Below are 12,887 nucleotides of genomic sequence, written 5' to 3'. Positions count from 1 at the left end.
CCCCCACACCGCAGGCACCCCGCCGACCAGCAGAGCCAGCCCGACCGCGGCGGCCACGCCCTGCCATGGTTCGCCGAACAGGGAGCCGCCCAGTACGCCGATGAGTTGGTAGGTCAGTGCCCAGGCCAGGCAGGCCGGCAGGTCGCCGCGGGCGAAATGGCGTAGGGGTACGCGTGCCAGCAGGCATGCCAGCATCACCGGTACCCGTCCGGCCGGTACCAGCCGCGACAGTACGAGTACCAGCACCCCGTGGGCGCGCAACCCGGCCTGTGCTTGTGCCAGCCGTTCCGGCGCGGCGCGGTCGCGCAGTCGGTCCAGCCAGCGGGAACCGTTGCGTGAGCGCACACCGCGCCCGCCCAGCCAGTACAGGCCCAGGTCACCGAGGAATGCGGCGAGGGCGCTCACTCCGAAGACGGACAGCAGTGCCCAGGGCGAGCCCTGGTGGAAGGCCACCACCGCCGCCGAGCTGACCACCGCGCCGGTCGGCACCACCGGCACCAGCGAGCCCAGCACCACCAGCAGGAACAGCGACGGATAGCCCACCGCCTGCTGTGCCGGTTCGGCGGGCAGGCCGCCCGCCAGGCCGCCGATCACCGTGCGCCCGTCAGCCGTACGGATTCGCCGTGCGCCAGCCGGTGCACCGCCACCTCCGGCGCCAGCAGCCCGGCCTGCCGGGCGAACTCGTCACCGGGGGAGTGGAATTCGTGCGGGCGCACCGCGTCCATGCCGATCGGCCAGTACGTGCCGTAGTGCACCGGGACCGCGCTGACCGGCCCGAGCCGCGCCGCCGCCTCTGCCGCACGCCGCGCGTCCAGATGCCCGTGCCCGAGGAACGGGCCCCAGCCGCCCACCGGCAGCAGCGCCACATCACAGGCGCCGACCTCCTCGGCCATCGTGTCGAAGAGCCCGGTGTCGCCGGCGAAGTACGTCGTCGCCGCGCCGTGCACCACATAGCCGAGCGCGGGCACCCGGTGCGGCCCGTACGGCAGCCGGCGCCCGTCGTGCGCCGCGTGCACCGCGCGGACGGTCACCTCGGCGGGGCCGCGGCCGTCCCGGGACGCGCGTACGGACACCGTGTCACCGGGCCGCACCTCGGTGACCGGCAGCCCGCGGGCCGCCGCCACCCGCCGCAGCCCCGGCACCGCGGCGGCCGCCCCGTACGGCACCACCAGCCGCGTGCCCGGCGCAAGGCGCGCCAGGGAGGCGAGGTGCAGATGGTCGGCGTGCAGATGGGAGACGAGCACGGCGTCGGCGTGGGCCGCGGCGGGCGGCGGGAGCGCGCCCCGGCGGCGCCGCAGGTGTGCGAGGCGCCGGACGAACAGCGGGTCGGTCAGGACCCGTACGCCCGAGTCGGCGACCGTGACGGTGGCGTGCCCCCACCAGGTGACCTCCACCGCCACACCGACCTCCTGACCGGAACGGAACCGTCGCGCGGAGCTGCCCGGCGCGCGCCGCCGTACATCCTCCTCCGTACGCCTTCTCCGATCCTGCCTCATCACGCGTCGGCGCGGGTGCCCCGGTGCGGCGGCTCCCCGGCGCGCCGGACGAAGATCGCGTGCAGATCGCGGGCCGCACGGGGCACCGAGCCGGCCCGGCGCCGCTGGATCACCATGCGCACCTCGGTGGCGTCGTCCGCCAGCGGACGGCAGGTGATCGCCCCGCTGCGCTCCAGCGGGTCGCCGAGCACGCTGTAGTCGGGCAGCACGGTGGCGCCGAGCCCTTCGGCCACCATCAGCTTGCCCATCTCCGCGCCGTCGGTCGAGTACGAGAAGGACGGTGCACGGCCCCGGAGCAGCCGGTGGACGTAACGGTGCATGACGTACCCCGAGCGCATCACGATCAGCGGCTCGGCCAGCAGATCCGCGACGGTGACCGCCGCCGGCGCCGCCAGCGGGCTGTCCGGGCGCACGCACACGACCGGGCGCCCGCACAGCAGCTCGGTGGTGTGCAGGCCGGGCGGTAGGTCGTCGCCCCGCAGGTAGTTGACCAGCCCGAGGTCGAACCCGCCCTCCATCAGGCCCTGCTGGATGGCGTCCTGCTGGGCGGTGACCACCTCCACTTGGGTCAGCGGATGCGCGGCGCGGAACTCCCGGACGGCCGGGACGAGCAGCGGGACCGTGGCCGCGTTGACCGTGCCGAGCCGCACCATCCGGCTGACCTGGTGCTGGTCGTCGGCCGCGCGGCGCAGCCGGTCGACCGCGTCCAGTACCCCGGCGATGTGCGGCAGCAGCTCCCGCCCCTCGTCGCTGATCTTCGCCCCGGACCGCTTGCGGTCCAGCAGCCCCACGCCCAGCTCCCGTTCCAGGTTGCGGACGGTCTCGCTCAGCGCCGGCTGCGACAGATGCAGCTCCTCGGCGGCCCGGCGCAGCGACCCGAGCCGGGTGACCGCCGCCAGGTATTCCAGTTGTTCTATTCGCACGGCAAGCCGCCTCCAAGCATGGCCGGACGCCGGTGAATTCCCCGGTCGGGGGCCGGTGCCATTTCCCGCTCGGGGCCGGTGGAAGGGGGACCCTATCACCACTTCGCGGATGCCTTGTCGACCCGCGGCGGCAGCCTGGGTAAACTCCCGGAAGTGGCGGGAAACGACCGGCCGGACCGTGGCCATACCGCCGAATTGTTGCGAGGAGGTGACGCGTTGATGAAGAAGCTCGGGCAGCTCACACAACGCCGTCATGTGGACCTCGTACGGGTCTCCAGCGCCCTGTGTCGGCGCGCCGGCCGGTAAGGACGCCACCGGTCCGGATTCTCCGGCGGTTTTCCGGCGAGCCGGTTGATCTTTTTCCGGAACCTTCCGGATTTCCCCGTCATGCCATCTGGAATGGCCGGTTCGCCGCGCTCCTGTTCGTCGCGTCTCCTGTTCGCCATGTCCGCGCGCTGATTTCCGGATGACGAGTCGTACGGAATGCGCGTACCGGCCGATGCCGCAATTCCCCCTGCCCGCCCAGATCCACCAGGAGTACCTGATGCCCGTCCCGCCCGCCTCCGACCCGCTGCGCTTCGCCTACTGGGTGCCCAATGTCAGCGGCGGCCTGGTCACCAGCACCATCGAGCAGCGCACCGACTGGGGCTACGACTACAACCGCGAACTGGCCGCCCTGGCCGAGCGCAACGGCTTCGACTACGCGCTCACCCAGGTCCGCTACATGGCCAGTTACGGCGCCGAGTACCAGCACGAGTCCACCTCCTTCAGCCTCGCGCTGCTGCTCGCCACCGAGCGTCTGAAGGTCATCGCCGCCGTCCACCCCGGACTCTGGCACCCCGGCGTCCTGGCCAAGCTCGGCGCCACCGCCGACCAGCTGTCCGGCGGCCGGTTCGCGGTCAACGTCGTCAGCGGCTGGTTCAAGGGCGAGTTCACCGCGCTCGGCGAGCCCTGGCTGGAGCACGACGAACGCTACCGGCGGGCCGAGGAGTTCATCACCGCGCTGCGCGGCATCTGGACCGAGGACCGCGCGCGGCTGGCCGGCGACTTCTACCGGATCCGCGACTTCTCGCTCAAGCCCAAGCCGGTCACCTCCCCGCTGCGCCCGCACCCGGAGATCTTCCAGGGCGGCAACTCCACCGCCGCCCGCGCCATGGCGGGCCGGGTCTCCGACTGGTACTTCAGCAACGGCAAGGACTTCGCCGGCGTCACCGAACAGCTCACCGACGTGCGCGACTCGGCCGCCGCGGCCGGGCGGCCCGCGCCCCGCTTCGGCCTGAACGGCTTCCTGATCGCCCGCGACACCGAGGCGGAGGCCCGCGAGGTGCTGCGGGAGATCGTCGCCAAGGCGGACACCGAGGCCGTACACGGCTTCTCGGACGCCGTGCGGCAGGCGGGCCGCTCCACCGCCGACGGCAAGGGCATGTGGCAGGACTCGTCGTTCGAGGACCTCGTGCAGTACAACGACGGGTTCCGTACGGGGCTGATCGGTACGCCGGAACAGATCGCCGAGCGCATCGTCGCCTACAAGCGCCTCGGCGTGGACCTCTTCCTGCTCGGCTTCCTGCACTACCTGGAGGAGGTCGAGTACTTCGGCCAGCGCGTCCTGCCGCTCGTACGCGAACTGGAGGCCCAGGAGCCGGACGCGCGGCCGCGGCCCCCGGCTGCCGTCGTCGCCTGACCGGCCCCCGTACCCGCTCCGCAACCACCGACATACGAAGGAGAGCCTTATGAGCGCCGTGGCCCCCACCACCTGGCAGTCCCGGCCCGCCCCCACCGACGCGGACGCATGGACCGCCCGCGCCGCCGAGGTCGCCGCGATCCTCGCCACCGACGCCGCCGCCCGCGACCGGGCCGGCGCCACCCCGTACGCCGAGGTGCAACTCCTGAAGGACTCCGGCCTGGTCACCCTGCTCGGCCCGGCCGCACACGGAGGCGGCGGACAGCGCTGGACGACCGCCTACCAGGTCGTACGCGAAGTCGCCAAGGCCGACGGCTCGATCGCCCAGCTGCTCGGCTACCACTACCTGTGGAACTGGGCGGCCCGCCTGGTCGGCACCCGCGAGCAGTGGGAGCACGTCGAGGCCGAGGCCGCGCGCAACCGGTGGTTCTTCGGCGGCGCCGTCAATCCGCGCGACGCCGACGTGGTCGTACGGGACGAGGGCGACACACTGGCCTTCAGCGGACGCAAGTCCTTCTCCACGGGGAGCAAGGTCTCCGACGTCACCGTGCTCGAAGGCGTCCTGGAAGGCACCGACGATCATGTCTTCGCCATCGTGCCCTCCGACAGCGAGGGCCTGACCTTCCACGACGACTGGGACAACATCGGCCAGCGGCTCACCGAGAGCGGTGGTGTGACCCTCGACAGCGTTCGCGTGGGCTGGGAGAGCGCGGCGGGCTATGTCGACAAGACCTTCCGGCCGCGCGTCTACAACACCCTCAACGTGCCCACCATCCAGCTGGTGTTCGTCAACCTCTACCTGGGGATCGCCGCGGGCGCCCTGGAGACGGCGGCGGGCTACACCCGCAACACCACCCGCCCCTGGCTGCACGGTGGCCACAACCGGGCCGTGGACGAGCCGTACATCATCGACATCTACGGCGACCTGACCACCCGCCTGTGGGCGGCCCAGGCGTTCGCCGACCGGGTCGCCGAGGAAGGCCGGCGACTGCACGACGACCCCGACGCGGTGACCGAGCGGGACCGCGGAGAGTTCGAGGTACGGGTCGCCGCGGCCAAGGCACACGCCACCGACGTGGCCCTGGAGATCACCCACCGGATCTTCGAGGCCACCGGCGCCCGCTCCACCGCCACGGCCGAGGGCCTGGACCGCTTCTGGCGCAACGTGCGCACGCACACCCTGCATGACCCCGTGGCGTACAAGCGGCGGGAAGTCGGCCGCCATGTCCTCACCGGCGAACTCCCCACGCCCACTTGGTACTCCTGACCGCCCTTCCCGCTCCTGCCGACCCCCGAGGTGACCGCCATGCCCACCGTCCTGTCCGTCTCCGGAAGCCCCTCCGCCACCTCCCGCACCGCCCGCCTGCTGCGCCACCTCGACGCCCGGCTCAGCGCCGAAGGCCACCGCGTCGTCGAACTCGACGTCCGTACGCTGTCCGCCGAGGCGCTGCTCGGCGCCGACTTCCAGCACCCCGACATCGTCGCCGCCACCGAGCTGTTCGCGCAGGCCGACGGCGTGGTCATCGGCACGCCCGTCTACAAGGCCGCCTACTCGGGGCTCCTGAAATCGCTGCTCGATCTGCTGCCCCAGTACGCGCTGGCGGGCAAGACCGTGCTGCCGCTGGCCACCGGCGGCACCACGGCGCACGTCCTGGCCATCGACTACGCGCTGCGGCCGGTGCTCTCCTCCATGGGCGCCGCGCACATCGTCCAGGGCTGGTTCGTCCTGGACCGGCAGCTCGACGTGCGCGAGGACGGCACGCTCGGCATCGAGCAGGGCACCGCCGAAGCCCTGCACCAGGTCCTCGACCAGTTCTCCGGCGCCCTCGGCCGCGCCCCGTTGCTCGCCGCCGCGAGCTGAGACGGCAGGGGTACGCACATGACCACCACCGCACCCGCCACGCCCCGGGCCGATACGGCCCACGTCATCGCCGACGACGCCGAAGCACGCGCCGTCGCGGCCGAACTGGCCGACGCCTTCCGCCCCGGCGCGGCGGAACGCGACGCGCGGCGGCGGCTGCCGCGCCGCGAACTCGACCGGCTCTCGGCCAGCGGCCTGCTCGCCATCACCGTGCCGCGCGCCCACGGCGGCGCCGAGGTCTCGGCCGCGACCCTGGCCGAGGTCTTCCGGCTGCTCGCCACAGCCGACCCGAGCCTCGCCCAGATTCCCCAGAGCCACTTCGTGTACATCAACGTGCTGCGTGCCCAGGGGAGTTCCCGGCAGCGGGAGTTCTTCTTCCGCGAGGTGCTGGCCGGGCGCCGCTTCGGCAACGCGCAGTCCGAGGCGGGCACCCGGCACGTCCAGGACATCCGCACCCGGCTGGAGCCCACCGAGGACGGCTACGTACTGACCGGGACCAAGCACTACTCCACCGGCGCCCTGTTCGCCGACTGGATTCCGGTGCTGGCCCGCGGCGCCAGGGACAAGCTGCACGTCGCGTACGTACCGCGGGACGCGCCCGGCGTCACTGTCGTCGACGACTGGGACGGCATGGGGCAGCGCACCACCGCCAGCGGCACGGTCCGGCTGGAAGCCGTTGCCGTACCGGCCGACCGTGTCGTCCCGCACCACCTCACCTTCGAGGGCCCGCAACTGCACGGTGCGATCGCGCAGTTGCTGCACACCGCCATCGACACCGGCATCGCCCGCGGAGCGCTGACCGAAGCGGCGGAGTTCGTCCGTACACAGAGCCGGCCGTGGTTCGAGAGCGGCTTCGCGACGGCGGCCGAGGACCCGCTGCTCGTGCAGCGCTTCGGCGAACTGGAACTGCGGGTCCGGGCCGCGCAGTCCCTCCTGGAGGCCGCGGCCCGCGCCGTGGACGCCGCCACCGGCCGCCTCACCGACGACACCGCCGCCGAGGCGTCGATCGCGGTCGCCGCGGCGAAGGCGTACGCGGGGGAGACGGCGGTGGAGACGGGCAGCGCCCTGTTCGAGGTGGCCGGTACCCGGGCCGCCCTGGACGGGCTCAACCTGCACCGGCACTGGCGCGACGCGCGGACCCACACGCTGCACGACCCGGCGCGCTGGAAGGTCCAGCACCTCGGCCGGTACGTCCTCAACGGCACCCGGCCGCCCCGGCACGGCCTCCTCTGACACCCGTTCTCGCTGTTCCCCCTTCCCCCGTTGCTTCCGGAGACCTCGTGAGCCTCACCTTCCACTGGTTCCTGCCGACCTACGGCGACAGCCGGCACGTCGTCGGCGGCGGCCACGGCCTGCCCGCCGGCGCGGCGGGCGGCCAGCGCCCCGCCACCCTCGGCTACCTCACCCAGATCACCCGCGCCGCCGAACAGCTCGGCTTCGAGGGCGCGCTGACCCCGACCGGCGCCTGGTGCGAGGACGCCTGGCTCACCACGGCGATGCTCGCCCGGGAGACCGAGCGCCTGAAATTCCTGGTCGCCTTCCGGCCCGGCGTCATCGCGCCCACCCTCGCCGCCCAGATGGCGGCCACCTTCCAGCGGCACGCTCCGGGGCGGCTGCTCCTGAACGTCGTCACCGGAGGCGAGAGCCACGAGCAGCGCGCGTACGGCGACTTCCTCGACAAGGACGCGCGCTACGCCCGTACCGGCGAATTCCTGAGCATCGTGCGGGACCTGTGGCAGGGGCGGACGGTCGACTTCGACGGGGAGCACCTGCGCGTCGAACAGGCACGGCTGGCCCGCGTCCCCGACCCCGTACCGCCGGTCTACTTCGGCGGGTCCTCGGCGGCGGCGGGCGAGGTCGCCGCCCGCTTCAGCGATGTGTACCTGACCTGGGGAGAGCCGCCCGGGCAGGTGGCGGAGAAGATCACCTGGATACGGAAGCTGGCGGCCGACGCCGGGCGCACGGTGCGCTTCGGCATCCGGCTGCACGTGATCACCCGGGACACCGCCGACGACGCGTGGGCCGAGGCACGCCGCCTGCTGGCGGGTTTCTCGCCGGAGACGGTGCGCGCCGTACAGAAGGGGCTGGCGCGCAGCGAGTCCGAGGGGCAGCGGCGGATGCTGGCGCTGCACGGCGGCAGCACGGACGGGCTGGAGGTCGCGCCCAACCTCTGGGCGGGCATCGGGCTGGTACGGGGCGGCGCGGGCACCGCCCTGGTCGGCAGCCACGCCGAGGTGGCCGAGCGGATCGCCGAGTACCACCGGCTCGGCATCGAGGAATTCGTCCTCTCCGGGCATCCGCACGTCGAGGAGGCGTACTGGTTCGGGGAGGGCGTGCTGCCGCGCCTGGCGGAGGCGGGGCTGTGGCGGTGGCCGGGGGAGGGGGAACCGGCACAGGCGGCCGAGGCGCAGGTGCCGTTCGCGGGGCGCGGCTGACCGGGCCGGAAGCCGCAGGACGAGGGCGCCCCGCCCTGTCGCCCGGCCGGACCCGCCGCCCGGCCGGACTGTCAGTGGGCTGTGACACGCTGTAGGCGTGATGCCCGGTGCGGGTGTCCGAGCGTGACGGGCGGCGGGAGCGAGGTGAGCGCGGATGCGACGGCCCCGGTGGCGGACGGCGGGCGGCGCCCTGCTGCGGGTGACCGCGGTCTGGGCGGTGTCCTCGCTGACGCTGCTCCTGCTCGCCGCGCTGCTGCCCGACTTCCGCCTCCAGTCCGCGAGCGGTGAGAGCATCACCCGGACCTTCCTCACCGCCGCGCTCGGCGCCGGCGCCTTCGGCCTGCTCAGCGCCCTGGTGTGGCCGCTGCTCGTCCGGGCCCTGCTGCTGGTGCCGGCCCTCGTCCTCGGGCTGCTGGTCTTCTTCCTGAACGGCTCCCTGCTGCTGGTCGCCCTCGGCCTGATCCCCGAGGGCGGCCAGGCCGCGCCCGAGACAGCGGTGATCGTCGCCGCCGTGATGTCCGCGACCTCCTCCGCCACCTCCACCTTCCTCGCGGTGCGCGACGACGACGCGTATCGAAGACGCCTGGTGCGGCTGGCCGGGCGCCGGCACGGCCGCCGCCGCGGCGCCCCCGGCGACGTCGGCCCCGTCGCGCCCGGCACGGTCTTCCTCCAGCTCGACGGCCTGGGCCACGACGTGCTGCGCGAGGCGACGGACGGTGAGCGGCCCCTGATGGGCACGGTCGCGGGCTGGCTCCGCAGCACCCACCGGCTGACCCCGTGGCGTACGGACTGGTCCAGCCAGACCGGCGCCAGCCAGCTCGCCCTCCTGCACGGCACCAACCACGACCTGCCCGCCTTCCGGTGGTACGAAAAGGAGACCGGCCGGCTGATCGTCAGCAACCGGCCCAGCAGCGCGGCCGAGCTCCAGCGCCGCGCCGTGGCCCGCACCGGCGACGCCGGGCTGCTGAGCTACGACGGCGCCGGCCGCGGCAACCTCTTCAGCGGCGGCGCCGACCAGCTCGCGCTCGTGATGTCGGTGGCCGCCCGCCGCGGCCGGCACAACCGCTCCCGCGCCGGCTATTTCGCGTACTTCTCCGACCCGGCCAACGCGACCCGCACGGCCGTCTCCTTCGCCGCCGAGATCGTGCGGGAGGCGGGCCAGTCCCTGCGCTCCCGCATCCGCGGGGAGCGCCCGCGGGTGAAGCGCGGCGGCCTCTACCCCTTCATCCGGGCCTTCGCGACCGTCGTCGAGCGCGACGTCGTGGTCGCCGCCGTGATCGGCGACCTGCTCGCGGGCCGCACGGCCGTCTACGCCGACCTCGTCGCGTACGACGAGGTCGCGCACCACTCCGGCCCCCGGCACCGGGACACCCACCAGGTCCTGCGCCGCCTGGACCGCGCCGTCGGCCTGATCGCCGATGCCGCGCAGTACGCCCCCCGCCGCTACCGGATCGTGCTGCTCTCCGACCACGGCCAGAGCCCGGGACCGACCTTCCTGGAGACCTACGGACTCGGCCTGGAGGACCTGGTGCGCGCGGGCTGCGGCCTGCCGGTGTCCCGGCGCGCCGGGCGGTCCGCGAGCGGCGCGGAGGCGCGCGAGGCGGCCCGCGCCGCGCTGCACCGCCCGGAGGGCACGGACGGCTGCGGCACCTTTGACCCCGTCGTGCTCGCCTCCGGGAATCTCGGCCTGGTGTCCTTCCCCGACCTGCCCGGGCGGGTGACGCGCGAGGAGATCGACCGCCGCCACCCGGCGCTGCTGCCCACCCTCGCCAACCACCCGGGCATCGGCTTCCTGCTCGTGCGCTCCGCCGCGCACGGCGCCGTGGTGCTCGGACCGGACGGCGCCGAACACCACCTCGACACCGGCCGGACCGTGGGCCGCGACCCCCTCGCCGGGTTCGGCCCGGGCGCGGCGGAGGCCGTGCGGCGCACGGACGGCTTCCCGCACGCCGCCGACATCATGGTCAACTCCGCCTGCGACCCGCGGACCGGCGCGGTGCACGCCTTCGAGGAGCAGATCGGCTCGCACGGCGGCCTGGGCGGCGAGCAGAGCCGCCCCTTCCTGCTGTGGCCCGCCGAACTGTCCCCGCCGGCCGCCGACGGGCGGGAGCCGGCCGGGGCGGAGCAGGTCCACGCGGTCCTGCGGCGCTGGCTGCACGAGGTGGACGGGCCGCAGATACCCCTCGGGGGTCCGGCGGACGAACTGCGGCCGGAAGGCCCCCGGCCCGAAGTATTTCCGCCCGCCGACGGCACCGTGCGGGACAAAACCCGCTGATTTTGTGCAACGTCGCAGGTCGAAGACCATATGCAGTCGCCCGGCAACTCCGGGCCCGCACAGCACGACGAGAGGCCCACCCTGCCATGCACGACCGGCACACCCGCCGTTTCGGTCTGGGGACCGCAACCTGCCTAGTGATGGGCAACATCATCGGCGGCGGTATCTTCCTGCTGCCCGCATCAGTGGCCCCCTTCGGCACCGTGAGCCTGGTCGCCTTCGGTGTCCTGACCGTCGGCGCCATCGCACTGGCCCTGGTCTTCGGGCGGCTGGCCGAGCGCCACCCGGACACCGGCGGCCCGTATGTCTACGCCCGCGAGGCGTTCGGCGACTTCGCCGGCTTCCTGTCGGCCTGGTCGTACTGGACCATGACCTGGGTCAGCAACGCGGCCCTCGCGGTCGCCGCCGTCGGCTATGTCCATGTGCTCTTCCCCGGCCATGACTCCAAGGGCACCGACCTGCTGGTGGCGCTGGTCGCGCTCTGGCTCCCGGCGCTCTCCAACTTCGCCGGAACGCGTTATGTGGGCGCCGTCCAGCTGGTCTCCACGGTCCTGAAGTTCGTCCCGCTGCTGTTCATCGCGGTCGTCGGACTGTTCTTCTTCGACCCGGACAAGCTCGGCTCGTTCCACGAGGGCGGCGGCAGCGCGATCGGCGGCATGTCGGCCGCGGCGGCCATCCTGCTCTACAGCTACGTCGGCGTGGAATCCGCGGCGATGAGCGCGGGCGAGGTGCGCGACCCGGAGCGCAACGTGGGCCGCGCCACCGTCCTCGGCACCATCGGCGCCGCCGTCGTCTACCTGCTCGGCACGGTCTCGGTCTTCGGCACGGTCGCCCACGACAAGCTGGTGGACTCCAAGGCGCCGTTCTCCGACGCGGTCAACGCCATGTTCGGCGGGCAGTGGGGCGGCACCGTCATCGCGATCGCCGCGGTCATCTCCATCGTCGGCGCGCTGAACGGCTGGACGCTGATGAGCGCCCAGTCGCCGTACGCCGCCGCCAAGGACGGCCTGTTCCCGGCCGCCTTCCTGAAGAAGCAGCGCGGTGTGCCGACCTTCGGCGTGCTGGCCGCCTCGGTGCTGGCCACCGCCCTGACCGTGATCAACTACCTGATCGGCGCGGGCGGCGTCTTCGAGATCCTCGTACTGATCACGACGTTCTCCGCGACCGTGCCGTATCTGCTCGCCGCCGGCGCCCAGATCTACTTCCTGCTCACCGGACGCCGCGACCAGGTCCGCCCGGCCCGCTTCGCCCGCGACATGGTGCTCGCCGTGGTCGCCTTCGGCTTCACCTTCTGGCTGGTCGCCGGCGCCGGATACGCGGCCATCTACCAGGGCGTGCTGTTCCTGTTCGCCGGCATCCTCGTGTACGCCTGGATGGCCGCCCGCCGCACGGTCCGCGGCCGGACGGCCGGGGAGGATCAGGCGGTGACCCCGCCGTCCACCACCAGCTCGGCGCCCACGGTGAACGCCGCCTCGTCGGACGACAGGTAGAGCACCGCCGCCGCGATCTCGGCGGTCGCGGCCGAGCGCCCCACGGGCACCTCGCGCCGCATCCGCTCGGCCTTCTGCTCCGCGGTCTCGCCCGGCAGCGTCGACATGGAAGTGTCGACCTTGCCGGGCGAGACCGCGTTGATGCGTACGCCGTCCTTGATGTGGTCGAGGGCGGCGTTCCGGGTCAGGGCGCTCACCGCCGCCTTGGCCGCGACGTAGGCGCTGATCCCGGGGCGGCGCAGCGAGGCGCCCAGGTTGGACGCGATGTTCACGATCGCGCCGCCGCCGTGCGCCCGCATATGGGCGATCTCGTGCTTCATCGACAGGAACGTGCCGGTGAGATTGGTGTCCAGGGCGCGCCGCCAGTCCTCCTCGGGGATGTCGGCGGTGGGTGCCGGGGGCACGAACACCCCGACGTTGTTGACCGCCACGTGCAGCCCGCCGAAGCGGCGCACGGTCTCCTCGACCAGCGCGGCCACGTCGGCGCCCCGGGTCACGTCGGCGGTGACGGCCGCCGCCCGGCCGCCCGCGGCCTCCACCAGGGCGACCGTCTCCTTCAGCGTCTCCTCGGTACGCCCGGCGACCACGACGCTCGCGCCCTCGCCCGCGAACGCGAGGGCGACCGCCCGGCCGATACCGGTGCCGCCGCCGGTGACCAGGACCGACTTTCCGGCGAAGCGTGCGGGGGTGGGGGTGGTGGTCATGGGGGTGGTCATGGGGGTGGTC

12 protein-coding genes are annotated in these 12,887 nt (G+C 73.4%); 8 read left to right on the top strand and 4 right to left on the bottom strand.

Annotation, left to right across the window (positions count from 1 at the left end):
* The 3 genes from ADK86_RS39095 to ADK86_RS39085 all read right to left on the bottom strand — a co-directional run.
* Positions 1-594 (bottom strand): DedA family protein (locus tag ADK86_RS39095; protein ID WP_053700909.1); only part of this gene is annotated, 594 nt, incomplete at its 3' end.
* Positions 591-1,400, bottom strand: coding sequence for an MBL fold metallo-hydrolase (locus tag ADK86_RS39090; RefSeq protein WP_053700908.1), 810 nt, complete (start codon positions 1,398-1,400; stop codon positions 591-593). The genes ADK86_RS39090 and ADK86_RS39095, both read right to left, overlap by 4 nt.
* A 95-nt stretch (positions 1,401-1,495) precedes the next feature.
* On the bottom strand, positions 1,496-2,419 hold the full coding sequence (locus tag ADK86_RS39085) for a LysR family transcriptional regulator (protein WP_053700907.1): 924 nt from the start codon (positions 2,417-2,419) through the stop codon (positions 1,496-1,498).
* 219 nt (positions 2,420-2,638) lie between these two features.
* Between ADK86_RS39085 and ADK86_RS45870 the strand changes: the two genes are divergently transcribed.
* From ADK86_RS45870 to ADK86_RS39050, 8 genes are all read left to right on the top strand, one after another.
* Positions 2,639-2,725 (top strand): putative leader peptide, encoded by an 87-nt coding sequence (locus tag ADK86_RS45870; protein ID WP_351860154.1) that lies wholly within the window; start codon positions 2,639-2,641, stop codon positions 2,723-2,725.
* A 238-nt stretch (positions 2,726-2,963) separates the two neighbouring features.
* Positions 2,964-4,100: a dimethylsulfone monooxygenase SfnG gene (gene sfnG, locus ADK86_RS39080; protein WP_053700918.1), complete on the top strand. Its 1,137-nt coding sequence runs from the start codon at positions 2,964-2,966 to the stop codon at positions 4,098-4,100.
* 49 nt (positions 4,101-4,149) lie between these two features.
* Positions 4,150-5,367 carry an acyl-CoA dehydrogenase family protein gene (locus ADK86_RS39075; protein ID WP_053700906.1) on the top strand — a complete coding sequence of 406 codons (1,218 nt, stop codon included), beginning with the start codon at positions 4,150-4,152 and terminating at the stop codon, positions 5,365-5,367.
* A 39-nt stretch (positions 5,368-5,406) separates the two neighbouring features.
* Positions 5,407-5,961 carry an NADPH-dependent FMN reductase gene (gene ssuE, locus ADK86_RS39070; RefSeq protein ID WP_053700905.1) on the top strand — a complete coding sequence of 185 codons (555 nt, stop codon included), beginning with the start codon at positions 5,407-5,409 and terminating at the stop codon, positions 5,959-5,961.
* Between the two features lie 18 nt (positions 5,962-5,979).
* Positions 5,980-7,194, top strand: a complete 1,215-nt coding sequence (locus tag ADK86_RS39065; RefSeq protein WP_053700904.1) for an SfnB family sulfur acquisition oxidoreductase — start codon at positions 5,980-5,982, stop codon at positions 7,192-7,194.
* Between the two features lie 47 nt (positions 7,195-7,241).
* On the top strand, positions 7,242-8,396 hold the full coding sequence (locus ADK86_RS39060) for an LLM class flavin-dependent oxidoreductase (RefSeq protein WP_053700903.1): 1,155 nt from the start codon (positions 7,242-7,244) through the stop codon (positions 8,394-8,396).
* Positions 8,397-8,550: 154 nt separating this feature from the next.
* Entirely contained in the window at positions 8,551-10,671 is a 2,121-nt protein-coding gene (locus tag ADK86_RS39055; protein ID WP_053700902.1) for a phage holin family protein, read from the top strand.
* Between the two features lie 86 nt (positions 10,672-10,757).
* Positions 10,758-12,161: an amino acid permease gene (locus ADK86_RS39050; RefSeq protein ID WP_033022317.1), complete on the top strand. Its 1,404-nt coding sequence runs from the start codon at positions 10,758-10,760 to the stop codon at positions 12,159-12,161.
* Here the strand turns inward: ADK86_RS39050 and ADK86_RS39045 are convergent.
* A complete protein-coding gene (locus ADK86_RS39045) occupies positions 12,089-12,877 on the bottom strand; it encodes an SDR family NAD(P)-dependent oxidoreductase (protein ID WP_420718913.1) in 789 nt (262 codons plus the stop codon). The genes ADK86_RS39050 and ADK86_RS39045 overlap by 73 nt on opposite strands.
* Positions 12,878-12,887: the final 10 nt, after the last annotated feature.

Source organism: Streptomyces sp. NRRL F-5755 (assembly GCF_001279365.1).
In the GTDB taxonomy this organism is placed as follows: domain Bacteria; phylum Actinomycetota; class Actinomycetes; order Streptomycetales; family Streptomycetaceae; genus Streptomyces; species Streptomyces rimosus.
The sequence above is the reverse complement of the archived record's forward strand: the minus strand, read 5'-3'. Positions and strand labels throughout refer to the sequence as shown.